The organism is Virgibacillus sp. M23, assembly GCF_034190895.1.
GTDB lineage: Bacteria > Bacillota > Bacilli > Bacillales > Amphibacillaceae > Virgibacillus > Virgibacillus salarius.
This window is the reverse complement of record NZ_JAWDHA010000193.1, coordinates 1-521: the sequence shown is the minus strand read 5'-3', so window position 1 is coordinate 521 and position 521 is coordinate 1. Positions and strand designations below refer to the sequence as shown.

Below are 521 nucleotides of genomic sequence, written 5' to 3'. Positions count from 1 at the left end.
GTGTGAACATCTCCGGAGGCGACATGATCATTAAAGATAATCTCCTGAGAAAATTCAGCCGAGGCATTTGGATCGCTCAAGGGAATGCGGTGATTGAAGGAAATACACTGCATCCTGACACGTTTGAAGCGGTCCCGGAATCATATGCTGTTTCCGTCACAAATAATGCTGGCGCTATCATCAAAAACAATACATTTAAAGAGTTTAAAAAGTACCCGATTTACTGCTCCACAAGTGCAAAAACCTCAATTATCAGCAACCACCTCGAGAAATCTCCGCTTTTGGTCACCGTCTATATCAGCACAGGTGTGCATGAGATTTTTGATAATACCATTTCAGTCAACAGAACATCCGGGAATCCGAGTGTGATTTATGTCAATGGATCAGCAGGCTCTATCATTTCTGGAAACACCATCAATAACCTCTCCGCAGGCACTGCGACAGCTATTCAAACAAACACCTCAACCAATTCCAAAATCATTGGAAACCGCATTTTTAAAGGGACCATCAACAAACACAGC

The 521-nt window shown here is 42.8% G+C and carries 1 protein-coding gene; it reads left to right on the top strand.

Annotated elements, in window-relative coordinates:
- Window positions 1-521 (top strand): right-handed parallel beta-helix repeat-containing protein (locus RVS70_RS21995; protein WP_321134841.1); only part of this gene is annotated, 521 nt, incomplete at both ends.